The 21,908-nt window shown below is 55.4% G+C and carries 22 protein-coding genes and 3 pseudogenes; 19 read left to right on the forward strand and 6 right to left on the reverse strand.

What is annotated here, in order from left to right; translation table 11 throughout:
* Window positions 1–8 precede the first annotated feature (8 nt).
* The gene (locus tag OCY70_RS07320; protein WP_213430777.1) at window positions 9–662 is read right to left on the reverse strand and encodes a TetR/AcrR family transcriptional regulator; all 654 of its coding nucleotides are present in this window, start codon (window positions 660–662) and stop codon (window positions 9–11) included.
* A 291-nt stretch (window positions 663–953) separates the two neighbouring features.
* Here OCY70_RS07320 and OCY70_RS07325 point away from each other — a divergent pair, with 291 nt between their 5' ends.
* From OCY70_RS07325 to OCY70_RS07335, 3 genes are all read left to right on the forward strand, one after another.
* Window positions 954–1,406 carry a 6-phosphogluconate dehydrogenase gene (locus OCY70_RS07325; protein ID WP_213430778.1) on the forward strand — a complete coding sequence of 151 codons (453 nt, stop codon included), beginning with the start codon at window positions 954–956 and terminating at the stop codon, window positions 1,404–1,406.
* 200 nt (window positions 1,407–1,606) lie between these two features.
* Window positions 1,607–3,583, forward strand: coding sequence for an elongation factor G (locus tag OCY70_RS07330; protein WP_213430779.1), 1,977 nt, complete (start codon window positions 1,607–1,609; stop codon window positions 3,581–3,583).
* A 317-nt stretch (window positions 3,584–3,900) separates the two neighbouring features.
* Complete coding sequence (locus OCY70_RS07335; protein ID WP_261944587.1) at window positions 3,901–5,091, forward strand: IS4 family transposase; 1,191 nt, start codon at window positions 3,901–3,903, stop codon at window positions 5,089–5,091.
* A gap of 521 nt (window positions 5,092–5,612) precedes the next feature.
* Here OCY70_RS07335 and OCY70_RS07340 read toward each other — a convergent pair.
* From OCY70_RS07340 to OCY70_RS07355, 4 genes are all read right to left on the reverse strand, one after another.
* A complete protein-coding gene (locus tag OCY70_RS07340; protein WP_249725649.1) occupies window positions 5,613–5,909 on the reverse strand; it encodes an SRPBCC family protein in 297 nt (98 codons plus the stop codon).
* 40 nt (window positions 5,910–5,949) lie between these two features.
* Complete coding sequence (locus tag OCY70_RS07345; protein WP_213431207.1) at window positions 5,950–6,327, reverse strand: VOC family protein; 378 nt, start codon at window positions 6,325–6,327, stop codon at window positions 5,950–5,952.
* A 71-nt stretch (window positions 6,328–6,398) separates the two neighbouring features.
* Complete coding sequence (locus OCY70_RS07350; protein ID WP_213431206.1) at window positions 6,399–7,202, reverse strand: helix-turn-helix domain-containing protein; 804 nt, start codon at window positions 7,200–7,202, stop codon at window positions 6,399–6,401.
* A gap of 64 nt (window positions 7,203–7,266) precedes the next feature.
* Window positions 7,267–8,256: a zinc-binding dehydrogenase gene (locus tag OCY70_RS07355; RefSeq protein ID WP_213431205.1), complete on the reverse strand. Its 990-nt coding sequence runs from the start codon at window positions 8,254–8,256 to the stop codon at window positions 7,267–7,269.
* A gap of 132 nt (window positions 8,257–8,388) precedes the next feature.
* Between OCY70_RS07355 and OCY70_RS07360 the strand changes: the two are divergent.
* The 5 genes and pseudogenes from OCY70_RS07360 to OCY70_RS07380 all read left to right on the forward strand — a co-directional run bounded on the left by OCY70_RS07360 (window position 8,389) and on the right by OCY70_RS07380 (window position 11,127).
* Window positions 8,389–9,263 (forward strand): annotated as a pseudogene (locus OCY70_RS07360) (LysR family transcriptional regulator).
* Between the two features lie 327 nt (window positions 9,264–9,590).
* Window positions 9,591–9,726 (forward strand): annotated as a pseudogene (locus OCY70_RS07365) (DUF3626 domain-containing protein); the annotation flags it as partial.
* Window positions 9,727–9,816: 90 nt separating this feature from the next.
* Window positions 9,817–10,035: a DUF3626 domain-containing protein gene (locus OCY70_RS07370; RefSeq protein ID WP_249725648.1), complete on the forward strand. Its 219-nt coding sequence runs from the start codon at window positions 9,817–9,819 to the stop codon at window positions 10,033–10,035.
* An 8-nt stretch (window positions 10,036–10,043) separates the two neighbouring features.
* Window positions 10,044–10,580: a hypothetical protein gene (locus tag OCY70_RS07375; protein ID WP_213431204.1), complete on the forward strand. Its 537-nt coding sequence runs from the start codon at window positions 10,044–10,046 to the stop codon at window positions 10,578–10,580.
* Between the two features lie 106 nt (window positions 10,581–10,686).
* Window positions 10,687–11,127 carry an NUDIX hydrolase gene (locus tag OCY70_RS07380; RefSeq protein WP_213431203.1) on the forward strand — a complete coding sequence of 147 codons (441 nt, stop codon included), beginning with the start codon at window positions 10,687–10,689 and terminating at the stop codon, window positions 11,125–11,127.
* A gap of 655 nt (window positions 11,128–11,782) precedes the next feature.
* Here the strand turns inward: OCY70_RS07380 and OCY70_RS07385 are convergent.
* Window positions 11,783–13,106 (reverse strand): annotated as a pseudogene (locus OCY70_RS07385) (ISNCY family transposase).
* 146 nt (window positions 13,107–13,252) lie between these two features.
* Here OCY70_RS07385 and OCY70_RS07395 point away from each other — a divergent pair.
* From OCY70_RS07395 to OCY70_RS07445, 11 genes are all read left to right on the forward strand, one after another.
* The gene (locus OCY70_RS07395) at window positions 13,253–13,576 is read left to right on the forward strand and encodes an ArsR/SmtB family transcription factor (RefSeq protein ID WP_213430258.1); all 324 of its coding nucleotides are present in this window, start codon (window positions 13,253–13,255) and stop codon (window positions 13,574–13,576) included.
* Window positions 13,577–13,587: 11 nt separating this feature from the next.
* Complete coding sequence (gene arsB, locus OCY70_RS07400; RefSeq protein ID WP_213430259.1) at window positions 13,588–14,646, forward strand: ACR3 family arsenite efflux transporter; 1,059 nt, start codon at window positions 13,588–13,590, stop codon at window positions 14,644–14,646.
* Window positions 14,647–14,649: 3 nt separating this feature from the next.
* Window positions 14,650–15,069 carry an arsenate reductase (thioredoxin) gene (arsC, locus tag OCY70_RS07405; RefSeq protein ID WP_213430260.1) on the forward strand — a complete coding sequence of 140 codons (420 nt, stop codon included), beginning with the start codon at window positions 14,650–14,652 and terminating at the stop codon, window positions 15,067–15,069.
* Window positions 15,070–15,227: 158 nt separating this feature from the next.
* Window positions 15,228–16,271: a helical backbone metal receptor gene (locus OCY70_RS07410; RefSeq protein ID WP_213430261.1), complete on the forward strand. Its 1,044-nt coding sequence runs from the start codon at window positions 15,228–15,230 to the stop codon at window positions 16,269–16,271.
* 36 nt (window positions 16,272–16,307) lie between these two features.
* A complete protein-coding gene (locus OCY70_RS07415; RefSeq protein WP_373871510.1) occupies window positions 16,308–17,288 on the forward strand; it encodes a FecCD family ABC transporter permease in 981 nt (326 codons plus the stop codon).
* A 3-nt stretch (window positions 17,289–17,291) separates the two neighbouring features.
* Window positions 17,292–18,104, forward strand: coding sequence for an ABC transporter ATP-binding protein (locus OCY70_RS07420; protein ID WP_261944672.1), 813 nt, complete (start codon window positions 17,292–17,294; stop codon window positions 18,102–18,104).
* Window positions 18,088–18,606, forward strand: a complete 519-nt coding sequence (locus OCY70_RS07425) for a HugZ family pyridoxamine 5'-phosphate oxidase (protein ID WP_213430264.1) — start codon at window positions 18,088–18,090, stop codon at window positions 18,604–18,606. Before OCY70_RS07420 ends, OCY70_RS07425 begins: the two co-directional genes overlap by 17 nt.
* Before the next feature lie 28 nt (window positions 18,607–18,634).
* Window positions 18,635–19,105, forward strand: coding sequence for a DinB family protein (locus OCY70_RS07430; RefSeq protein WP_213430265.1), 471 nt, complete (start codon window positions 18,635–18,637; stop codon window positions 19,103–19,105).
* Between the two features lie 98 nt (window positions 19,106–19,203).
* Complete coding sequence (locus tag OCY70_RS07435; protein WP_213430266.1) at window positions 19,204–20,145, forward strand: ABC transporter ATP-binding protein; 942 nt, start codon at window positions 19,204–19,206, stop codon at window positions 20,143–20,145.
* Window positions 20,146–20,156: 11 nt separating this feature from the next.
* Window positions 20,157–20,915: an ABC transporter permease gene (locus tag OCY70_RS07440; RefSeq protein WP_213430267.1), complete on the forward strand. Its 759-nt coding sequence runs from the start codon at window positions 20,157–20,159 to the stop codon at window positions 20,913–20,915.
* Window positions 20,912–21,904 (forward strand): ABC transporter permease, encoded by a 993-nt coding sequence (locus tag OCY70_RS07445; RefSeq protein WP_213430268.1) that lies wholly within the window; start codon window positions 20,912–20,914, stop codon window positions 21,902–21,904. Before OCY70_RS07440 ends, OCY70_RS07445 begins: the two co-directional genes overlap by 4 nt.
* Window positions 21,905–21,908 lie beyond the last annotated feature (4 nt).

The raw sequence follows: 21,908 nt of genomic DNA on the forward strand, positions 1-21,908 counted from the left end.
CATCGACCTTATGCATCGCGGCGGTTCGCGGTGTCATTTCCTTGGGGCTCATGCAATAATCCGCCGCATAACAGCTCTGCCGCTTCATTCACCAGGGCGTCCAGTTCCTCCCCGGTTGCCTGCCGCCCGGACAGGCTCGCCATCGCGCCGAGGAGTCCGCCCCAGTACATATCGGCGGCCAGGGCCGGGTCGGCTTGGCGCAGCTGCCCGGCTGACATGCCCTCGCGGAACGCTCGGATAAGAGAGGGGCGAAGCCGCAGAAGATTCCGCTGCTCCCCGGCATGCTCGCCGAAGACGGCAGGCAGATCTTCATCGATACGGCGGGTGAGCAGGACGAAGGACGGATCTTCCGCTGCACGCTGCATATAATAACGGGCATGCCGCTGCAGACGCGCGGCCGGCGCTTCCTCCGTATCCAGCGTCCGCCCGGCCCATTGCCGGGCATGATCGATGAAGCCGAGAAAGAGAAGCCGGAACAGCTCCCATTTATCCTGATAATAATAGTAGATAGAAGCTCGGGCGATGCCGGCCCGCTTCGCGATCTCATTCATCTCGGCGCAGTGAATGCCCCGGTCAAGATAGACGTCGAATGCGGCCTGGCGAATCAGCTTCATGCGCGCGGCCCGCATTCGCTCGTTCTGTTCCTTGGTTCGCGGCGACATCGGATCACCTCAATTCACTGACAATGTTGTCAGTTTATTATATCTTTCACTGACGTTAGCGTCAATTTATTCGGATAGCGGGCTAACAAGAGAAGGACCGTCCCGGAAATACAGGTATCTGTCTCCGGCGAAACTCCCGCCGCCGGGCACGGAGCCTTACATCTTGTTCGTAATTGTCCATTCTGTGAAAAATATGTGTCAAAATTCGTAACGGCGATGATATAATAAAGGTAAAAGCTGCTAATGAGAGACCATCCGTAATCATCACTTTACAGAATGGAGCGGATCATTATGCATTATCGAATTATGTATCCGACAAGGACGAAGGAAGTGCTTGCGGCAACCTTCCTGTTCAGTGCCGCCATGTTGCATGTCGCGCTGATGACCGAACAGACCGTGCCCGTGCTGTTCTTTCTGCAAATGGCTGCCTTGGCGGTGCTCATTGGATCGCTGTGTGCGGAAGTATGCGTGCGAATGAAGAAGCGAACGGCAGACATTCGGGCGGAATCGGATTCCATCACGATTCGGGGGAAGTCGATCGCGGCGGATGAAGTGGCAGAGATCGTGGTGAAGGGATATCGCCAAGCCGCTGTAGGCATCCGGCTGAAGGGCAAGAGCTCCATACCGGGCTATTGCTGCTTTCGGTTCCCGGGAGGGGAGAACGGAGGCATGAATGAACTGGCCCGTTGGGCCGAACGGCATGGCATTCCGGTGAAGCAGGGCTATTTCATGACCTGGCTCTAATGGCTTCTTTGAATTTGTAAGCCCTTACTTTGGCGGAAAAAAGAACATCGCGGCGCTGTGCCGCGATGTTTTATTTTGTCATTTTTCCAATCTCTTATTATACTGAAGGTACCTTATGAACGGGAGTGTGATTAGCATGCGGCAAAGAACCACATTGCGAAAGGAGAACAATATGAGAGAAGAAATGAGGATTTCTATACATGAAAACAATCAATATCGGGATCGTCGCCCATGTCGACGCAGGCAAGACGAGCCTGACTGAACGATTATTGTATGAGACGAAGGTCATCCGGGAGCTGGGCGGGGTCGATTCGGGCAACACGCAGACGGACTCCCTGGAGCTGGAGAGAAGAAGAGGGATTACGATCAAGGCATCGGTCGTCTCTTTCGTCGTGAACGAGGTCAAGATCAATCTGATCGATACGCCCGGCCATGCCGACTTCATCGCCGAGGTGGAACGGGCGTTCGGCGTGTTGGACGGAGCGGTACTTGTCCTGTCGGCGGTTGAAGGCATTCAGGCGCAGACGAAGGTGTTGATGGCGGTACTCGAAAAGCTGGAGATTCCGGTTATCCTGTTCGTGAATAAAATCGATCGGAGCGGCGCGCAGCCAGAGGCGGTATTCAAGGCGATACGTGAGCGGCTGTCCCGCAGCGCCATTCCGCTGTACGGAACCGTGCAGGCGGGGACGAAGCAGGCCGATATCGTCAAAAAACAGTTCGGCAAGGAGGACCCGGAATTCGAAGCGCAATGCATCGAGCTGGCGGCCGACCATGATGAACAGCTTCTCGCTTCCTATGTGTACGGCGGCGAGATACTCGGCTCCCGAATCGAGGAGGCGCTGACCCGTCTTATCCGGGAGGCTCGCGTATACCCGATCCTGGCCGGTTCCGCCATGACCGGGATCGGCATCCACGAGCTGCTGGAAGCCATCACCCGGTTCATCCCCGCGCCGCAGCCATGCGCAGATGCGCCGTTATCCGGAGTGGTGTTCAAGATCGAACGGGCGTCCTCCGGCGAGAAAATCGCCTATATCCGCGTCTTCAGCGGAAGCTTCGGCGTCAGACAGACGATTCAAGTGAACCGGAAGCAGGCTGACGGACAGATTGAGGCCGCTTCCTATAAGGTCAAGCGGATCCAGCTCTTCGATCGCGGACGGACGGCCGACGCGGCGAGCGCGGGAGCCGGCGAATTCTGCAAGGTATGGGGCTTGCAGGAGGTTCGCATCGGCGATGTGATCGGAATCGGGTCGGAGCGGATTCGCGAGCTTCACGTCGCCGCGCCGCAGATGGAATCGCGCGTCGAGGCGGTTCCGAAGAGCCGCGATCATGCGCTGTATCAAGCCTTGATGAAGATGGCGGAGGAAGATCCGCTTATCCATATCTGGCGGGATGAGCATCACGGGGAGACCTATATTCGCTTGTTCGGCGAAGTGCAAAAAGAAGTGATCGAAGCGACGCTCAAGGAAGCTTACCAGTTGGATGTCCGCTTCGCGGAGACGCGGATCGTCTGCATCGAGAAGCCGCGAGGGACGGGGGCGGCCGTGGAATTCATGGGGGCGGAAGGGAATCCGTTCTATGCCACGGTCGGCTTCCGGATCGATCCGGGCGAGCCCGGAAGCGGCATAACCTACCGTCTGGAGGTGGAGCTGGGGGCGCTGCCGCTCGCATTCCATGCGGCGATTGAGGACACGGTATATGCCACGCTGCGCCAAGGCTTGTATGGCTGGAAAGTGACGGACATTGCCGTCGCCTTGACCCATACCGGATATGCCAGCCCGGTTACGGTAGCCGGCGATTTCCGCAAGCTGGTGCCATTGGTGCTGATGGAAGCATTGTCCCGGGCCGGAACGGACGTATATGAGCCGATCCATGAATACGAGCTTGCCGTTCCCGCCGGCAGCATCAGCTCCGCCATGCAGCGCTTGGCCGGCTTGCAGGCGGTGATGAAGGAACCGGTCATGTCCGACGATACCTGCCTGCTGAGCGGAACGATCCCGGTCAAGACGACGGAGGCGTTCAAGCGCAGTCTCCATGCGATTACAGAAGGGGAGGGCGTGTTCATCGCTCGGCCGTGCGGCTATATCCGGATGGAATCCGGGTATCCGGTGCGGAAGCGGTCGGACTATAATCCGCTGAACCGCAAAGACTACCTGCTTCACGTGCTTCGCGCCTACTAGAGAGACGCGGCATGCACATTGAAGAAGGGACTGTCCCATAAGACATTTAAAAATGACGAGAGGGGAAGACGACGGAGAAATACGGCGGAGGCAATGTGGCGGAAAATAGATGAATAGGTAAAAATGCTGCGTAAACGCAGGATTTAACGGTATTTGAGCACTAGCGTTGCATCAATCTTTTTACGAAAATTTCTACCCCATAAGTCTCTATATTTGTAACTTATTGAACTATATTCGTGGACAAAAATAAAGAAATCTCCTATTGTTGAGTTACCCAAAGCGTTATCCATAAAAACGCCTCAACAAAGGAGATTTCTATGGATAACGTACCGAATCAAAACGTCATTTGTCAATGCCTAAAATGGTTACATGTTCATTCTACTCGACACGAGTCATTGGATTACCGGGCCCAAAAGTTGTTTGTCGGCGCTTCGACACTCTTATTTGTAGAGGCACAGCTTCAGCAACGAGACTCATACAAAGTCATGTCAGAGCATGTAGCCGCTAATCCTGAATTTCAAGAACTGCTTGGACTCAAGAGCATAAGCGCTTCCCAACTATCGCGGAAGCTGAAACGGCTGCCTATGGAGTATCTTCAGACGCTCTTTTTCTCGCTCATTGATCGAATCAAGCAACTTACAAAAGGGAAACGCGGCATTACGCCTGGTATTGGGAAACTCAAGCTAATCGATTCATCGGGAATTACACTACCTCCCATTCTCGCGAAATGGTCCTATTGTTCCAAAAGTAGCCATGGCGTGAAGATGCACACCTCCTTGGTCGTTGCGGACTCCAAAACGATGTATCCAGACAAGATCGTCGCTTCAACCAAAGATGTAGCCGATCATGAAGTCGTGTTGGAATTTACAGTGGATAAAGATGCGACCTACGTGATGGACCGAGGATACCAGGTGTACGACCATTTTCAGAAATGGGTAGAGGATAAGATTAAATTTGTTTGCCGCGTCAAGCAAAAGAGCCGGTTAACGATCATCAGAAAAAGAGACCTCCCCAAAAGGCAGAATGGGTTTATCCTTGATGCTGATGTGACGATGCCGGAGCTGCCAGCGGTTCTGCGTTTGATTGAGTTTAACGATGACCAAGGGCGTACCTATCGAATTGTAACGAATCGATTTGACTTATCCGCACATCAAATTGCCGAGATTTATCGAAATCGCTGGCATATTGAGTTGTTTTTTAAATGGGTCAAGCAGCATATTCGATTGGTAAAACCCCACGGTTATACGGCCGAAGCGATTTGGAACCAAATGTATATTGCTTTAATCGCGTATGCTCTCTGTTTGCTGATTAAATTAACACTGGACTGTAAAAAGTCGACATGGGACCTCCTCCAGTTGATTCGCATCTATGCGGAAAAACCATGGGAAAATTTGATCGCTGCACTCAACCGCAAGCCGACTCGAACATCTAGAGGTCGACCAAAGCGAAATGGGAGACGTCCGAAAAAGGCAACAAAGTCGATGAAACCGAGACTGATTGTGACGTAATGACAAACGAAAACGCTTTTTACATATAATGGATAACGCGTAGGGTCTGTTTCCAGCTCGACTTTTTTAGACTTAGCGCGGACATCGCAAATGTAAATATATATCATATATTGATGTTAATTGAAATTAGATTATGAACTAACCGCTCGATGCAACGCTAGTGGTATTTGAGCCGCTATTTTATGAAATTCCTGCAAAAGCGCATTAATCTCTCCGATTATTGGTTTCAACCCATTGACATGGCTGAAATTCCTGCGGTTTTGCAGGAATGTCTGTAACGGAGTACGCGTCATAAGGGAAAACTGCATTTCCGCAGCTTTTTTTGGCAAGTCGAGCGGTAAAAAGCCTGGGGGAAGCAAAAAGCGTCAGACAAGCGGAACAAACAAAACGAACCAACCGTCGCATCGAATCAGAGAAATATTGAACAATTGGGCTTGTCCGGCAAAACGCGGTACGGTTTGTTCACAGGCCGGGGCTGTCTCACGGCAGTTTCTTACTGCTTATGGGACAGCCCCTCTTCGTTATGGGCAGCATCCGGCTCCTTCTCCGGACTCGAGCATCGCCTTCAGGCTGGCCAGCATTTGCCGCCAAGCCTCGACATGCCACTGCCGCGCCTGCTTCCATGCTTCCGTGTCCTTCCAGCCGCTATGCTCCAGCCGAACCGTCGTGCCCCGATCCGTCGGCTCAAGCGTGACCTTCACCAGCGTCAGCCGCTCCTGCCGATTCATCGTCTCGGCGAACGGATCGGGTCCCTTCCATTGGAACGTGAAGGAGCGAGGCTCGTCGTAGCGGACAATTTTGCAGCCGATGGTGCTCATGCTGTCTTTGCTGGCAGGATGGCAGAAGTCCGTTGGTGTCTCACTGCTCGGACGGCCGCTTGCTGAATTCCAATAACTCGATGACATTGCCGAACGGATCCCGGATAGCGTTATAGGTCCCCGGCGGGCATGGCTGCGGCATATCGTAGATGGCTTCGATCCCTTGGGCCGCCAGGTCGGCGATCGTGACGGCCAGGTTGTGCGTCTCCAAGCCGATCACGACCTGGGCTTGCTGCGGATAGACCGGCCGGGCCGGCTGCTCCACCCGGTACAGCACGATCGGGATGCCTTCATGCTTCAGGCTGACCGTCTTCGCATCGTACTCCCGCGATACCTCGAAGCCCAATTTGCCGCAGTAGAACCGCTTCGCCAGCTCCAGGTCGGATACATAAATCGAAATGACACATAGCTTCGGCATGTTGCTCCCCCTTATCTGGTCAGTGATTGTACCGTTTCCATTATATCGGGGAGCGCTGCCGGGAAATTCTTCTACTTTGCGGTGTTGCTCTCCTTGTTCTTCTCAAAGAGGAGCTGCGGCAGGCTGACGACGATCGGCGGATCGTAGGGCAGCGGGTCCCGCAGTTGAATCGCGATTCCTAGCTCTGTCCGATCATTCACCTCGATGGTGGAAGGATATTTGCCGCGGATGGCGCGATCCAGCACGAAATAATCCTTCGGACGAAGACTCCACGGGATGCCGGCGGCGAGCGCATAATACGTCCCTGGCGGCACGTCCGAGAACACGCATGTCCGCTTCCCTCCGGCGAGCGCCGTGCCGGCAACCGGCCGCTGATCCGGGATCGGATGAGGGAACAGGCCGACGAAGATCAAGCCGCGGAAGGAGGCCGGCGCATCAATCCGGCACGTAATCTGCGGAGCCGTGTCCTTTCCGGGAACGGGCAGCGGCAGTTCGCGATCCTTGAATTGATTCATATACGCCGTTAACGCTTCGGAACCGATGCGGAACGCCCGCGGCGGAATGCCGACTTGCCGCTTGAACCGCGTGTTGAACGAGCCGGCGCTTCGAAATCCGATCGACAGCAGCACTTTGACGAGGAGCGACGGCTCTTTGAGCAGCGCCGATTTCCCGGATTCCATCCGCAGGGCGGACAGATAGTGGCGCGGAGAGATGCCTGTCACGCTCTTGAATATTCGCGTGAAATGATACGGACTGTATCCCACATGCTCCGCCAACTGTTCGGATGTGGTATCCTCGTCCAGATGACTTTTCATATACAGAATGGCTTGTTGCGCCGCGGCGATATGCTCGTCCTTCGTCAACTGCGTCTGCATGGTTTGCCCTTGCCGGGGTGTGAGTCGCGCTTCGCGTCCACCGGACGTCAGCCTCCTTAATCTCTTACTCTATGCTGATCCCTATATTACCAAATTGCTCTGCCTGCCGCATCCGCTCGAAGGCTTGAACCGTATCTTGCAGCGGATATACGCGGTCGGCTACAGGCCTGATGGAGTGACGCTCCATGAACTTCAGCACGGCCTCGAACTCCTGGCGGCTTCCCATAGAGGTGCCGATAATACTTATCTGCGGGAAAAAGATCGCACGCACCGGAATCTCCATCCGATCGCCCGAGCTGGCGCCGAACGTGACGATGCGGCCATTCGGCTTGATGACTTCGAAATATTGCCCGAATGTCGCCGGTCCGATGCTGTCGAGGATCAGATCGGCCGCTTCTCCGCCGAGCTCGTCCTTCCATACCGATTGGCTGTCGAAGGCATGATGCGCCCCAAGTTCCAGCGCCCTTTGCCGCTTCGCCTCGCTTCGCGACGTGACGCTCACTCTTGCTCCCGCCGCCGCAGCCATGAGCAAGGCATAGGTCGCGACCCCGCCGCCGATCCCCGGGATGACAACATGCTCTCCGGGCCGCTTCCGTCCTCTCGTGAACAGAGCCCGGTAGGCTGTCAGAGCGGATAAAGGGAGCACGCCCGCTTCCTCCCAGGTCAGGTATGCCGGCTTCGGGAAAGCGTTGCGGGCAGGAATGACGATGCTCTCGACAAAGGTCCCGTCCGATGGACCGCCGACGATGGCGGGAAGGGCAGGGACGATATCCGGCGTCTCCCAGTCGAGGCAAGGGTGAATGATGACCTCGCTGCCGATGATGTCGGGGGATACTCCTTCCCCGACGGCTTCGATCGTCCCGGCGCCGTCCGAGCCGAGAATAAACGGCGGGTCTTGGGGCGTTCGGCGGGCCATCAGGAACAGATCCCGATGATTCAGACCCGCGGCCCGCAGCCGTACCTTCACTTCTCCCGGTCCCAGCTGCTTCGCGGCCGTTTCCTTATATGACAAGCCCTCCAGACCGCTCCGGCCGTCGTGCACGATTGCTCTCACATGAATTCCTCCTTATCCCAATCGGTTGTTGCGATGATTCGGTTTGATTGTTCAGAACCAAGATCATCAAGTAAAATGAACAAAAACGAAGGTGAGTATCATAAACTTTTATACCAAGCAGGTGACATCGCAGTGGAGAGCGGAGAATTGAAAATATTTCAGGCCGTGGCCCGGGAAGGCAGCATCACGAAGGCGGCGCAGGCGTTGAATTACGTCCAGTCGAATGTGACTACCCGGATTCAGCAGTTGGAGGCTGAATTGAAGACCCCGCTGTTCCGCCGCTCCAACCGGGGGATGACGCTCACGCCCGCAGGCAAGAATCTGCTGGAGTACGCGGATCGGATATTGAGTCTGCTGGACGAGGCGGAGAAGTCGGCGCGCTACTCGGAGCATCCGTCCGGACCGCTTCGCATCGGTTCCATCGAGACGGCGGCCGTTACGCATCTGACGCCGCTCCTGAAGACCTACTGTCTGCAATATCCCGACGTGCAGCTCTCGCTCCGACTGGGGAGACGCACCGCCTGACGCGGCAAGTGCTGAACGATGAACTGGACGGGGCCTTCATCTATGGTCCGGTAGAGCATCCCGATATCGCGCATGTCGCCGCGTTCCGGGATGAGCTGGTGCTGATCTCGGAGCCGGGAGCGGGCAGTCTGGAGGATTGCCTGGCGAAGCCGATGCTGTTCTTCGATGTCGGATGCTCGCACCGCGCCCGCGCCGAGCGCTTCCTGAGCGAATCCGGCCACCCCTCCGGCCCGGTCATGGAATTCGGCACGTTCGAGGTGATTCTGCGCGGCGTATCCGAGGGGCTCGGCGTCTCCATGCTGCCGAAGTCGTCGATCGCCGAGGCCGCGGAAGCCGGCCGGATCGCGACGCACCGCCTGCCGGACGGGTACCGCGATCTGCATATCTGGTTCGTGCATCGGCGGGAGCCGGTCTGTTCCAGCGCTTTGACCGCATTCATCGCGATGCTGGACGCCGATGCGGCAACTAATTCTGCCACGTAATTCGAAGACGGTGCAATAACGGCAGATACCGGGCGAACCAAGCGGGAACCGGCAGGTCCATTTATCCGGGAAAAGAGGTGCGGTTCATGGTTGAATCATTCCATAGCAAGCAGGCATTGACGCCGGCGCAGGCACAAGCCATCCAGCATGTAAGTGCGTCCGCCAGCTCAGTGCGGCAGCCCGCTCGCGAGCGCATCGAACGGCATTTGACGCGAGCGGGCTTCCTGTTTTCCATGTTGCGCGATATTCTTGCCGCCGTGCGGCGAATCGGCCCGGGTCACGGTCAACTTCCACCCCGACCGGTTGTTTGCCGACGGCTTGCTTGTCGTGGAGGGGCTGCTGCGGGACGGAGTGTACCGCAGCCAGTTCGAGACGGGCGTGACGAGCGCCAGCCCGACGGCTTACTCCGGCGGGGACCGCTGGGAGCGGAGGCTCTTCGGCGGCGCCTATCATCCGGCCGGAGTTGCACACCGGGAGCGCCCGAAATACGGGGCGCTGAATCTGATGCAGCACCCGCACGGGGGCGCGCCGGGTCGCACGGGACTTCGCCACCGTGCCGGGGCAGTTGGATGCGAACGCGATCGGGAAAGCCGCCCGTTCGCTTGCCCGTCATCCCGAGCTCTGGGCGGACTGGGGGACGCCCGGGGAGACCTGGCAGCTTCTCAAGCAGCTCTGGCATGTTCTCGCGCGTTTCGGCCATCCTTATCGCGGCGATGGGGGGCATAGCTTGACTGCCAGCCAATATGTTATATACAATCGGCTGGAGGAGTGATATGTATATTGTTGGCAAACATGAATCGTCATATGTTGGAACGTCTCGATGATTGGACGCTCGCATCCGCGTGCTATGAGCCGTTGATCCTGGCTTTCAAGGCAGCGTCCGCTCGCGGGGACGATGGCCGTCGGCTTTTCTCCGAAATGACTGCGGCGCAGCAAGTGTTGTTCATCTTCCGGGTGTACCATGATCATGTCCGCCATTCGGCTGAAGAGCTGTACTGGTGGAGCGCCTATTTCATGGCGGAATCCGGACGGTGGGCCGCGCTGCTCGGCAGTCTGCGCCAGGCGGATGACCGCCATCTGCTGCCGCTGCTGCAGGAGATTGACGCCCTTCTGACGGAGCGTCAGCATCCACGCCCTCTGAACCAATTCGATGTATCGCGTCATGATCTGGAGGAAGACGCAGAACTGCGCTCCCTGTTCGACGCGTTGCATGGCAGGTACGAGGCGGCTGCTTCAGGCACGGCAGCACAAATCGCCAGGCATATCCGTCTTCAGCCGGAACAGTACGGCTTCGCCATTGACGGAGACGATGATTAAGCTATACCCCGCCTTCGGGCCGGGGGGGGGGGAAATGCGGCTGGCAACAGCCGCTATTTTATAATCCAGAGATAGTTACTTACCGTCAGGGAGGAAGGCTTTCCTAATGACCATGCCAACACATATTGTTGCTGTAGGCGGTATTGTAGAGAACGAACAAGGACATATTTTGTTAGTGAAGACGCAGCATGAAGGTTGGGTATTCCCGGGCGGGCAAGTCGAGGCAGGGGAAAATCTGATTGACGCCTTATGCAGAGAAATCAAGGAGGAGAGCGGAATCGATGTCGAGGTATCCCGCTTAATCGGCGTATATTCCAACACAGGAACCTATAAATGGCATGACGGGGTAACCGATGTTCCCACCAAGCTCATGCTCGAATATACCTGCACGGCTGTGGGCGGACAATTAAGCACATCGGAAGAGATATCCGATGTCCGCTGGCTTGCGAAGGAGCATGTGCTCGACTTGATTGCTGAGCCTGCTATCCGCACGCGCTATCAAGCTTATTTGGATGCCGATGGCCGCATCAATTATATACAGAACTAATATCTGCTGCCGTCTAAGCCCCTTACACTTGTCGTGATGTATAGATTGAACTCCTTATAACCAAGATCCCATTCGGTCAGCAAGGAGATTCATGCACATAACCTCTTATCATCAATCTCCCATCCAGTCAGGAAAAGATATATTCACAGATTTCCTTTCGTGCATTATCCCAAGCACTCATTGTTCTATTTCAGGATTCATATTACTGCTAAAAAATAGAGCGAGGTAACCTTGTGCTCGGCCTGCCTTTGATAAGTGGAAACTAATCCAAGTCCAATCCCAAATGTGGATTCAAATATTTGAAAAATCGGATTTCGACCAAGGTCAACCTGACCCGACGGAAGAACGAAGCAAAGGCCGTGCAACAAAGATGAACTGGTTGACGCGGTGAGGCGCAGATTCGATACGAAGATGACGTTCGGTCTGCCGGATCGTGACCGCCGAAGCAAAATGTAACCGAGATCTAAGCTTCTCATATTTCAAGAGATAAAAGTTGCAAATTGCAAGTAAGCATTCTATACTATTGATAAATTTAGCAGGTATTTTCGTAATTGTTATCTAATCTTTATTTTGATCATTTTGTATGTCAATCGTCTGTGAAAATGTCACTTTAACTGTGCTATGAAAATGTCACTTGTGTGATCAGAGGTCAGCTTTACCAGGTGATCTCTGCATAGCTATTATGTTGTGAATACATTGCATCTTGGAACGAACTGTTTTTTATGGTACGCTTATTTTTAGTGGTATCATACGTGGTTTTCCACGGATGATTCTGGGCGGGTTTGCGCGGGGACGCAGAACTCGCCTTTTTTGATCAGGACTTCTTGCGCTGTGGCTTGTGAGTTTCTTTCCGTGCCCAGGGCTGGCCTTGGTGCCACAATAATACGTCCCCTGTTAACGTCTCCCGCACTTCAACCGTCGTTTTTGCATCTAGACGAAGGGAAGCAGGCTGGGCAAGGGTATAGCACTTTCCGTTGTACGAGAGGGTGTTTCCGGTCCCGAGTTGCCGATAATTGCGAAGCGTGAACACATGATTTAAATCGATAGATGGATCAAGTTTCAGGTAAGCCGAATCGGTCATTTTAGGCTCTATGGCAAATTTGTGATTGTGCTTCTGCAATAGGCTGGGCAGAGCCGCGTTCGCCTCTTCCAGCGTCTTGATGCCAAGAAGCCGCAGTTCGATCACCAAGCGATCCTGAAATGTTTGCCAGAGGCGTTCTACCCGTCCCTTGGCTTGCGGTGTAATTGCCTTGATGTGCTCAATATGCAAGTCAGCCATCGCTTTGCCGAAGTGGGAGAGCGGTTTGGTCTCCCCAGCGAGCTCTTGCTCGAGCGTCAGCTTTTCGTTAGGCGACCGGAAAATCGTATGCCGATCACTGTAAAGCCCAAGGGGAACCCCGTATTTTTCTATCCCTTGCTGCATGACTAGAGAGTAGGCCTCCCGGCATTCGTTCGGACGAAAGACGGCACCGACAACGGTACCTGTTGCATCGTCAATCGCAGCATGCAGCGTAAAGGATGAAGCCCGATCCTCCAACCATGCATAAGGAGTTGCGTCAATCTGCCACAGCATGCCGGCTTGCGGTTTGCGTTCCCGTGGCGGATGGGCTTTACTGCGGCGCCGTTGCTTGGCCTGCTTAAGCCCACTAGCCAGAAGGATACGTCTCACGCTGGAAGCGCTCAGTGTCAACGATTCACGCTCCTGCAGAAGCTCTGCGAAGTGACAGCAATTGCTTCCGTAATACTTGGCTGTGTACAACTCAATGACTCGTTCCTTCACTTCATTGGGTAGGGCGTGGCCGTTTCCCCCGATTCTTGTGTATAAGTTCTTGTGCCCCTTTTCCGGATTGGTATTTCTTCTTCAGCCGAATGACTTGGCGTTCTGATAAACCAAGCGCTGCCGCTCCCTCCCTATTGGTCATCCGCCCATCTATGATTTTCTCCACAACGGGTACCTTCTTCATTTCTGCTTTCGTCAATGTCATTATCTCCTGTCCCATAGTGACATTATCTCAGAACAGTTATAGGGTGACATTATCACAGAAGAACTACATAACTAAATAATCACTTGATTATATCATTGTTTGTTTATATAATGATCACGAATCGAAGGAGGCATATTGCTATGGTTACGATTGACGCAATGGCGGATCAATTCAAATTGCTGGGCGATAAGACGCGTTTGAGCATTATTTCCATCTTATTGCGCCAGGAGGCGTGCGTCTGCCATCTCGTTGAGATTTTGAAGACGACGCAGCCGAATATCAGCCAGCATTTGCGGAAGCTGAAGGATGGAGGAATCGTAAGGGAGGAACGAAGAGGGCAGTGGATTTACTACTCGCTCACGATCGAGGATAAGCCCTATATTCAAGAAGCTTTAGCGCATTTGCCGGAGTTAGGAGAAGAGGCAGTATCGATTCTGGGCGGTCTGCCGTGTAAACCAAGATAACGAGGGGGAGATTGGACGTGGGTCAGCCTAGCAAGCGATTGTCTTTTCTGGATCGCTACCTGACATTATGGATCTTCGCGGCGATGGTCATCGGCATCCTGCTGGGGAGTCTGGTTCCAACCGTATCCGGCGCGTTGACCGAGATGCAGGTCGGCACGACTTCGATTCCGATCGCGATCGGGTTGATTATTATGATGTATCCGCCGCTGGCGAAGGTTCGTTATGAGAAGCTCGGCCGGGTATTCAAGGATTGGAAGGTGCTGCTCGTATCTCTAGTGCAGAACTGGGTAATCGGCCCGATACTTATGTTTATCCTGGCCATTCTGCTTCTAAGCGATATGCCGGAGTATATGATCGGCCTGATTATGATCGGTCTTGCCCGCTGCATAGCGATGGTCCTGGTGTGGAGCGATCTGGCGAAGGGCGATCCGGACTACACAGCAGGTCTGGTTGCATTTAACTCCATATTTCAGATTTTGTTTTATTCCGTGTTTGCCTACATCTTCATTACGATTCTGCCGGAATGGTTCGGAATTCAGGGTGTCGAAGTTCACATTACGATGGGGCAGATTGCGGAGAGTGTGTTCATTTACTTAGGGATTCCTTTTGTAGCCGGCTTCCTGACGCGCTTGATTCTCGTTCGGGCCAGAGGAGAACAATGGTATGTTCAGAAGTTTATACCGAAGATTAGCCCGTTAACGTTAGTTGCGCTGCTCTTTACGATTATTCTCATGTTTTCGTTGAAGGCCGACATGATTGTCAGTCTCCCTTGGGATGTCGTTCGGATTGCGATCCCGCTAATTCTTTACTTTGTCATCATGTTCGTTGTCTCTTTCTTCTTATCGAAAAAGACGGGAGCAAGCTACCAAGTATGCACTTCGCTGTCCTTTACGGCAGCGAGCAATAATTTTGAGCTTGCGATTGCCGTGGCCATCGGCGTGTTCGGCATTCACTCAGGGGCGGCGTTTGCCGCCGTTATCGGTCCGCTCGTTGAGGTGCCTGTATTAATTGGATTGGTCTCTGTCGCGCGATGGATCGAGAGAACATACTTTCTGAATAAGGAGTCGTGAAAAATGACGAAGCCGCTCGTTTATTTCTTATGCACAGGCAACTCTTGCCGCAGCCAAATGGCGGATGCGTGGTTGAAGCATCTTGGCGGAGAACGTTATGAAGTGCTCAGCGCAGGCCTTGAAGCTCATGGATTGAATCCAAGAGCCGTTCAAGTCATGCAGGAATCCGGCATTGATATGACGAGCCATACTTCCGACGTGATTGATCCGGAGATTCTCAACCGCGCTGCGTATGTAATTACCTTGTGCGGACATGCGGATGAACATTGTCCCGTAATTGCGAATCCGAATGTGATCAAATGGCATTGGGGATTCGAGGACCCGGCCAAGGCTACAGGCACGGAAGAAGAGATCATGCGGCAGTTCCGGGCCGTTCGCGACGCCATACGAGCGCGGATCGAGCAATTTGTAACTGAAAAATAATGCGCGCTGAAAGGGGGGAGGAGATCCTCCCTTTTTTGATGAGGAAATTCTTTTCAAATTTTAATTGAAAAAGATTCTCACACAAGATATAATGAGAACCGTTATCATCTAATAGATAACGATTCTCATTATCATTTATAAGGGAGGAAGCTCATAGAATGATACATAGAAGGGGAAGGGCGGCCGTCATTATCTTGCTACTGATGCTGGTCGTGGCGGCTTGCGGCACAGCGGAATCAGATCAAGCGGGGAGCGCGGCGCCGAATCAAGCGGCTGGGCAGGAGAACAAAGGCGCGAGCGGTGACGCCGCCCAGACGGAGAAAGGCGCTGAGGGCAATAACAGCGAGGCCGGCAGCGAGCAAGCGGCGAATGAAGGCGATGCGGAGATGGCGGAGCTGTTGAAGCAGTTCGGCGAGCAGAAGCCTGCCCGTATCGTGACGTTATCCGTCTCGATTACGGAAATATTGCATGAGCTGGGCGTCGAACCGGTCGGCGTGCCGACGACAAACAGCAAGCTGCCGGAGTCGTTGGCAGAGGTCCCGCGCATCGGTTCGTCTCATCAGCCGGATCTTGAGCAGATCGCGAAGCTGCAGCCGGATGTCGTCCTGGGGCCGGCTTCGATTAAGGACAGCATGGAGAAGAAGCTCGGACCGGCTTCGCTGCCGAGCGCTTATTTGCCGGTCGATTCCTTGGAGCAGCTGAAGCTGTCGACGAAGACGCTTGGCCGCCTGCTCGGCCGGGAAGACCAGGCCAACGCTTTTCTGCAAGAGATTGAGCGGCAGGAAGGTGAAGCGATCGAGCAGGTGAAGGGCAAGCCGGCGCCCAAGGTGATGTTCCTCTTTGGCTCGGCGGAAGCGCTGATGCTGATGAACGATAATACGTTCGCCGGAAGCCTGGCGCGCAACCTGGGGGCGGTCAATGTCGTGTCTGAAGAGCTGAAGCTCACAGAGGCCTATGTTCCGTTCAATATGGAGAGCATCGTCGCGGCGAATCCGGACGTCATTCTGCTCGTCGCGCACGGCGACCCGGATGCCGTCGCCAAAAAGTTCGAGGAGGACGTGAAGAAGAACGGCGCCTGGGAGAAGCTGAACGCCTTCCAGAACGGGAAGATGGCTTCCCTTGACTTCGAGCTGTTCGGCATCGCTTCGATTGTCAAGGCGCCGGAAGCTTACAAGGAAATGGCACGCATCCTATATGACTAAGACGGAGGTTTCGGGACGGTGACGGAGAACAAACAGATGCGCAAGACAGCCCTGGTCGGAGGTGCGGCCGTATTGCTTGGAGCGGCGGTGCTGCTCTCCATCGGCATAGGCAGCGTCGCCTTGTCTCCGCTCGACACGCTCCAGACCGTGTTCGGACGCGGGGATGCCGCCGCCGACACGATTCTGTGGGACATCCGGATACCGCGCGTCCTCCTCGCTCTCCTGATTGGCGCCAATCTGGCCGTATCCGGCGCGCTGCTGCAAGCCGTCATGCTGAACCCGCTGGCCGACCCGGGCTTGACGGGAGTGTCCAGCGGCGCTGCCGTCGCCGTGCTGTTCATCATGCTGGTCGTTCCCGGGTATGCTTCCATGATCCCGCTGGCCGCGATTGCGGGCGGCGGGATTGCGGCCGTGATGGTCTATGCCCTAGCGTGGAAGAAGCTGCAAGGGGGATTTACGCCGGTCCGCATTATTTTGTCGGGGGTTGCCGTCAATGCGGTATTTGGAGGCATCATCGGCCTGCTGTCGATTTTGCACAGCGATAAGCTTCCCTCCGCCTTGCAATGGCTGAACGGCAGCCTGTCCGGCACCGGGATGCGGGACGTCGCCGTCATCCTCCCGTATTCGCTTGCCGGCTGGCTGGCCGCGCTGCTTTGCATCCGGCAGGCCAATATATTGCGGCTGGGCGAGCAGACCGCCCATAATCTGGGGCAAAATCTGAACCGCATCCGGTTCGCGCTGTCCTTTATCGCGGTCTATCTGGCCGCCATCTCGGTCTCGACGGTCGGTCTGGTCGGCTTCGTCGGACTTGTCGTGCCCCATATCGCCCGGATGATGATCGGCTCCGACTACCGCTATCGCCTGCCGATGAGCCTCGTGCTCGGCGCGCTCGTCCTGCTCGTGGCCGATACGATCGGACGCACGGCATTCGCTCCGCTGGAGATTCCCGCGGGCATCATCATGGCGATGGTGGGAGGGCCGTACTTCCTGTATTTGATGCGGAAAGGAGGAGCGTGACTCATGCTGAAGGTACAGTCGCTGAACATCCGGTATGCGGATAACACCGTAGTTCATAACTTTTCCCTCGATGTGAAGGAAGGGGAAGTCGTCTCGATTATCGGCCCGAACGGCTCGGGCAAATCAACGATACTGAAGGCGATGACCCGTCTCATTCCATGCGAGAGCGGCCGGGTATGCATTGCCGAACGGGAGCTGCGCTCGCTCAGCACGAAGCAAGTGTCCCGTCTTATGTGCATGCTCTGCCAGTCGAACGCCAGTCCGGCGGACATGACGGTAGGAGAACTGGTCAGCTACGGCCGCATGCCGCATAAGAAATGGTATGAGCGCCTCGACGCCGAGGATGAAGAGGTGATTCAATGGGCCTTGGAGAAGACGGGCATGCAGAGACACAAGGATCGGCTCGTCGCCTCCTTATCCGGGGGAGAAGCCCAACGGGCCTGGCTGGCGTTGGCGTTGGCCCAGCGTCCGAAGGTGCTGCTGCTCGATGAGCCAACCACGTATTTGGACATCGCGCATCAATTGGAGGTGCTGGAACTCGTCCGCACGCTGAACCGCGAGCTGGGGCTTACGGTCGTCATGGTGCTTCACGATCTGAACCATGCGAGCGCGTACAGCGATCGGGTGTGTGTAATCAAGGACGGGAGGCTGCGCCTGTACGGCACGCCGCAGGATGTGTTTACGATGGAGCTTATCCGCAGCGTGTACGGCGTGGAGACCGAGATCCACTACTGGCTGGACAGCGATAGTCCGCGGATTCATGTATTGCAAAAATGGAACAGAAAAGCGGGGGATGTTCATGAAGCCATTGGATAACGAAACGGTTAAGCTTCAATATATGAAATTGGCGGATCGCGTGAAGACGTTGATGCTGGCCACGATCGACGAGAACGGCCGGCCCTTTGTCTCCTATGCGCCGTTCGTGAAGAAGGACGGGAGGCTGTATATCTATATTAGCCGCATTGCGAATCATTATCGACATGTAGAGGCCAATCCGGACGTTGATGTCATGCTGATTGAAGATGAATCCAACTCGGCGAACCTGTTCGCCCGCGAGCGCGCCCGCTTCGTGTGCCATGCCGTCAACATCGGCAATGAAGGCCATGAGGAGCTGTTCGAACAGTTCGAAGCCTCGTTCGGCGCTCCCATGATCCGGGTGCTGCGCGGGCTCGATTTTTCGCTGTTCGAGCTTACTCCGCTGGAGGGCCGGTATGTTGCGGGCTTCGGCCAGGCGTATGATATCGATCTGAACGCCGACCGTTTCGAGCATGTCGCCCGGGATGGGCATACACAATCCGCCAAGCAAGCCGCCACATGACCGGACAATGGGAAAGGAGCCGAAAGCAGTGACCTATTCATCCGTAGCCGTAATCTGGAACACGCTTCATGAACGCTTCTACAATATGGCCAGCAGCTTGCCAGAGGACGCTCTGGGCTTGCGGATCGGGGCCGCCTCGATCGGTTATATGCTCCGCCATAATGCGGAAGTCGAGTATTTGTTCGCGGAATGGTTCTTCCGGCGCGGCCTGCCTCCCGGGCTGGAGATCCTGACGAGCCGCGGGCCTGCGGCAGGCCAGGAACGAGACGAATTCATGGATCGGGAAGGATTGCTGGCCCTGCTGCGCGCCTCGAACGAACACGTCACGGAAGCGATGCGCGAGTTGCCCGAGGAGGCTTGGCATGCGGCGGTGGATTCGCCGATGGGAGCCTCGACGCCGCTGGAGGCGGTCAGCCGTCTGCTATATCATACCGGCCTGCATGCGGGCCAGATTTCTCTTATCCACAAGCATGCCCAACCGGCCGGCCAAGCAACGTGACCGAGCCGGGGACAAGAATCAACCTTCGGAATCAACCGAACGGTTGATTCTTTTTTTGTCTCTTCATCGTAACATGAAGGCCAGAAGGAGGGATACGCATGAGTCAACCGATATTGCAGGTGATGGGGTTGGAGAAGCGCTTCAACGATTTCCAGGCGCTGCAGGACATTTCGTTCGAGATTTTTTCGGGAGAGATCGTTTGCTTTCTCGGTCCGAACGGAGCGGGGAAAAGCACGACCATCAACATTTTGGCCGCGTTATTGCGATATGACGGCGGAGAGATCCGGTTCCAGGGGGAGCGAGTGGAGAAGCATCCGGCCCGGTTGAAGGAGAGCCTCGGCATCGTGCCGCAAGATATCGCGATATACGAGAGTATTTCGGCTGAGGCGAATGTGAGGTTCTTCGCCTCCTTGTACGGCTTGCGGGGCGAAGCGCTCCAGCGTGCCGCGGAGGAAGCGCTCGACTTCGCCGGATTGTCCGGGCGGAAGCGGGAGAAGCCGAAGACCTTCTCCGGCGGCATGAAGCGCCGGTTGAATATCGCCTGCGCGATCGCGCATAAGCCCCGCCTCATCATTATGGATGAGCCGACCGTCGGCATCGATCCGCAATCGCGCAATCATATTTTGGAATCGATCCGGGCGCTGCGTGACGAGGGGGCCAGCATCATTTATACGACGCATTATATGGAAGAGGTCGAAGAGATTGCGACCCGCATCATCATCATCGATCACGGGCGCATAATCGCCAGCGGCACGAGAGACGAACTGAAGGAGCAGCTCGAGGAAGAGAAACTCTACGATGTGGAAGTGGAGGACGCCAGCGTCGCCGATCCGGATGAGCTGTACCGAATCGATGGCGTGAAGAAGGTATACGTGGACCATAACCGCATCCGGATTACGACCTTAAAAGGAATCGAGAACCTCGACAAAATCATTGCGCTTCTGATGAGTCAGGGAATGAAAATTATTAATATGACGAGCGCGTCCGCCAGCCTGGAAATGGTCTTCCTCAAGCTGACCGGCCGGACGCTGCGGGATTGAGGTGGACGCAGATGCCGTCAACTCTGTACAGATTCCTCGTCATTCTGAAGCGCGACATCGTTAATCTGGCGTTGAATCCGGTGCTTCTCCTGTCGAATTCGGTGTTCCCGCTGCTGCTGATGCTCATTCTCGGATATTTGGCCCGCGGCATCTATGGCGGCGGCGAAGTCTCCTCCTACGATTATTACGGGGTGACCATTCTCATCTTTACGTCCCTGAACGTATCGATGATAGCCTCGAACAGCTTCATGGAGAAAAGCTTGAAGAAGAGCAATTTGCGGATTCTGCATGCTCCGGTGCGGACTTCCTATCTGTATCTCTCGAAAATCGCCGCCACCTTCTGCTTCTCGACGCTGAGCATGCTGCTGCTGATCGCCCTCGCCCATTGGCTGCTTGATGTTCATTATGGCGGGAGCGGCTGGATCGTGGTCGCGCTGATTCTTATCGGCTTCAATCTATTCTCCTCCGCGCTCGGGGTGCTGATGTGCTGCCTCTGCCAGAGCGAGGAGACGAGCAATAAAATTTTGAGCTTCGTCAATAACCTGCTTGCCCTGATCGGAGGACTGTTCTTCCAGTGGGAGGGCCTGGGCCGCGCAGCAGAAATTCTATCCTCTCTCTCGCCGGTGAAATGGGTGGCGGAAGCGGTCTTCCGCGTCATCTACGACCAGGATGCCGGCATGGCGCTGCCGGTGCTGGGCGGCTTCGCCGCCGGCTCGCTTTTGCTGCTGTGGGGCTGCAGCCGAATTTTTCATGCGGAGGACTATGTATGAGGGAAATGGCATATGTTTTTCATCTTAATTGGTTGAGATTGATGAGCCGCAAGGCGATTGTGGCGATTACAGCGGTGATGACGATCGCCGCTGTGGCCGCCGCGCTGCTGTTGACACCTGCGAATGCTTCGAGAGGCAGCATCGCCTTCATAACAGCCGCTTCCGAGCCGGGAGAGGCTACCCTTGCCGGTATGCACGAATTCAAGGTGAAGCGGCTCGCGGAAGTTCCGCGCAAGTCCGAGCTGGTCCGCAACAAATATGATGCCGTCATCATCGATGAAGGAGACGGGAGCTATACGATCGAGACGATGAAGAGCGACGCGTATGCCGCGATGGTGCGCCAAGCGCTGGAGCATCCGGAGCAGCCGCTGCCGGCAGCGGAGAAGCGGGGCGCCGGGGCGAATATTGCCGGCTTTCTCATGATGTTTGTGCTGCTGCAGGGCATGTTCTACATGAATTTTTTTGCGGAGGACAAGGCGCAGGGCACGCTGCGGCGAATTGCGGCTTCTCCGCTGTCCGTCATGAGCTATCTTGCGGTTCAGGCTCTGTTTTGCTTCCTTCTTATCAGCGTTCCGGCCTATCTGTGCATTGCGGGAGCAAGCCTCCTTCTGCGTGCGGATATCGGCTTCACGCTGCTGCAATACGGCTGGCTTATCGCCGTATTGTCCGTGCTGGCCGCCGCGTTTGCCCTGTTCATCACGGTCTGTATCGACGAGATTGACAATGCGGTTACGACGGCTTCCAGCCTGATTCTTGTCACTTCGCTTCTGTCCGGCGGCTTCTACACCGTAGAGCACGAAGGAGCGATGAACGCGCTGACCTATTGGCTTCCGCAGCGGCAGTATATGGCTGCCGTGACCAGCTTGGAACGGGGGGCTGCGTATGCGGACGCGGTCTGGCCTCTGGTCTATGTGTTGGTTCTGTCCGGCATTCTGTTCGCGGCCGGCGCCCTTATTTGCAGAAGAAGATGCCAGGCAGGAAGATATTGATACG

The sequence above is a fragment of the Paenibacillus melissococcoides genome, assembly GCA_944800085.1.
GTDB classification, from domain to species: domain Bacteria; phylum Bacillota; class Bacilli; order Paenibacillales; family Paenibacillaceae; genus Paenibacillus_B; species Paenibacillus_B melissococcoides.

What these genes read in the sequence shown, in the direction of transcription:
- OCY70_RS07320 (WP_213430777.1), bottom strand. Translation starts at nt 662, where the DNA reads ATGTCGCCGCGAACCAAGGAACAGAACGAGCGAATGCGGGCCGCGCGC.
- OCY70_RS07325 (WP_213430778.1), top strand. Translation starts at nt 954, where the DNA reads ATGCATTATCGAATTATGTATCCGACAAGGACGAAGGAAGTGCTTGCG.
- OCY70_RS07330 (WP_213430779.1), top strand. Translation starts at nt 1,607, where the DNA reads ATGAAAACAATCAATATCGGGATCGTCGCCCATGTCGACGCAGGCAAG.
- OCY70_RS07335 (WP_261944587.1), top strand. Translation starts at nt 3,901, where the DNA reads ATGGATAACGTACCGAATCAAAACGTCATTTGTCAATGCCTAAAATGG.
- OCY70_RS07340 (WP_249725649.1), bottom strand. Translation starts at nt 5,909, where the DNA reads ATGAGCACCATCGGCTGCAAAATTGTCCGCTACGACGAGCCTCGCTCC.
- OCY70_RS07345 (WP_213431207.1), bottom strand. Translation starts at nt 6,327, where the DNA reads ATGCCGAAGCTATGTGTCATTTCGATTTATGTATCCGACCTGGAGCTG.
- OCY70_RS07350 (WP_213431206.1), bottom strand. Translation starts at nt 7,202, where the DNA reads ATGCAGACGCAGTTGACGAAGGACGAGCATATCGCCGCGGCGCAACAA.
- OCY70_RS07380 (WP_213431203.1), top strand. Translation starts at nt 10,687, where the DNA reads ATGACCATGCCAACACATATTGTTGCTGTAGGCGGTATTGTAGAGAAC.
- OCY70_RS07395 (WP_213430258.1), top strand. Translation starts at nt 13,253, where the DNA reads ATGGTTACGATTGACGCAATGGCGGATCAATTCAAATTGCTGGGCGAT.
- arsC (WP_213430260.1), top strand. Translation starts at nt 14,650, where the DNA reads ATGACGAAGCCGCTCGTTTATTTCTTATGCACAGGCAACTCTTGCCGC.
- OCY70_RS07410 (WP_213430261.1), top strand. Translation starts at nt 15,228, where the DNA reads ATGATACATAGAAGGGGAAGGGCGGCCGTCATTATCTTGCTACTGATG.
- OCY70_RS07415 (WP_373871510.1), top strand. Translation starts at nt 16,308, where the DNA reads ATGCGCAAGACAGCCCTGGTCGGAGGTGCGGCCGTATTGCTTGGAGCG.
- OCY70_RS07420 (WP_261944672.1), top strand. Translation starts at nt 17,292, where the DNA reads ATGCTGAAGGTACAGTCGCTGAACATCCGGTATGCGGATAACACCGTA.
- OCY70_RS07425 (WP_213430264.1), top strand. Translation starts at nt 18,088, where the DNA reads ATGAAGCCATTGGATAACGAAACGGTTAAGCTTCAATATATGAAATTG.
- OCY70_RS07435 (WP_213430266.1), top strand. Translation starts at nt 19,204, where the DNA reads ATGAGTCAACCGATATTGCAGGTGATGGGGTTGGAGAAGCGCTTCAAC.
- OCY70_RS07440 (WP_213430267.1), top strand. Translation starts at nt 20,157, where the DNA reads ATGCCGTCAACTCTGTACAGATTCCTCGTCATTCTGAAGCGCGACATC.
- OCY70_RS07445 (WP_213430268.1), top strand. Translation starts at nt 20,912, where the DNA reads ATGAGGGAAATGGCATATGTTTTTCATCTTAATTGGTTGAGATTGATG.